Source organism: Streptomyces huiliensis (genome assembly GCF_020037025.1).
Classification (GTDB): domain Bacteria; phylum Actinomycetota; class Actinomycetes; order Streptomycetales; family Streptomycetaceae; genus Streptomyces; species Streptomyces huiliensis.
The window spans coordinates 1-1,026 of sequence record NZ_JAIQLH010000535.1; the positions used below are offsets into that span (position 1 = coordinate 1).

Sequence of the window (1,026 nt, forward strand, 5' to 3'; positions counted from 1 at the left end):
CGCCGCGCGCTCCAGGGCGCGCAGGGCCGCCGGCCCGCTGCCGGCCGCCGAGACGTCCACGTCCTGCTCGGCCGCGAGGGCGGCGGCGAGCGACTCGGCGAAGATGCGGTGGTCGTCGACCACCAATACCCGAATACGTGCCACAACCACCCCCAAATTCGGGGAGGCGCGCAGTGCGGGTACGGCGCCCGGTACGGAGCCGTCGCACACGCACGGCCGCCGCCGTGCCCTGACAACTACCCCACCCCGGGCGTCGTACCTGCCTGTCTCGCCCCCTGATCGGCGTCGGCCCCCACCGACGCTCTGCTCAGCGTACGGCCGGGGTCCGACAACGGAAGCCGATTCGCAAAACTGCTTGACCCAGATGTTTATCGTGAGCTTTATGTTCAGTATTGAGGCAGTGAACGACGCGGAACGACGCGATGTGGTTGAACAGCGCCTCCACGATGACAACTCCGAACGGTCCACCGTGCTGCGCTCCCTGCGCGGCACTCCCGCCGACGACAGCATCCCCCTCGAGGTCTACGCCATCGGCGCGGACGGCGAGTTGACGGGCGGCCTCACCGGATACGTCCAGTACCACTGGCTGCACATCGAACTCCTCTGGGTCGACGCGCGGCACCGCGGCACGGGACTCGGCGGCCGGCTCGTGGCCGAGGCCGAGGAGAGCGCCCGCCGGCGGCACGGCTGCGCCGGCAGCCGGGTGGAGACCTGGGACTTCCAGGCCCCGGACTTCTACCTCAAGCAGGGCTACCGCGTGGTGGCCACGGTGGAGGACTACCCGCCGGGTGTCACCGAGTACACATTGATCAAGTCTCTGACCCCGTAAGGGTGATCGGGCGCCCCCTCCTCACGCGCCGCCGCCGTCAGGCGTCCCGCCCGGCCCCCGCCCCCGCCGTCACCGCGAACACGGCCGGCGCCCCGAACCCGGCGGCCGCGAAGGCCGCGGCGACGGCCCGCGCCACCGCCTCCGCCCGCTCCTCCGTCACCAGCGCGATCGCCGAACCCCCGAACCCCCCGCCGGTC

Annotated in this window: 1 protein-coding gene and 2 pseudogenes; 1 reads left to right on the forward strand and 2 read right to left on the reverse strand. The window is 71.9% G+C overall.

Annotated elements, in window-relative coordinates:
- Positions 1-156, reverse strand: a pseudogene (locus JNW98_RS35705) (DNA-binding response regulator); the annotation flags it as partial.
- Between the two features lie 226 nt (positions 157-382).
- Between JNW98_RS35705 and JNW98_RS35710 the strand changes: the two are divergent.
- Positions 383-829 (forward strand): GNAT family N-acetyltransferase, encoded by a 447-nt coding sequence (locus tag JNW98_RS35710; RefSeq protein WP_223772401.1) that lies wholly within the window; start codon positions 383-385, stop codon positions 827-829.
- A gap of 37 nt (positions 830-866) precedes the next feature.
- Here JNW98_RS35710 and JNW98_RS35715 read toward each other — a convergent pair.
- Positions 867-1,026, reverse strand: a pseudogene (locus JNW98_RS35715) (galactokinase); the annotation flags it as partial.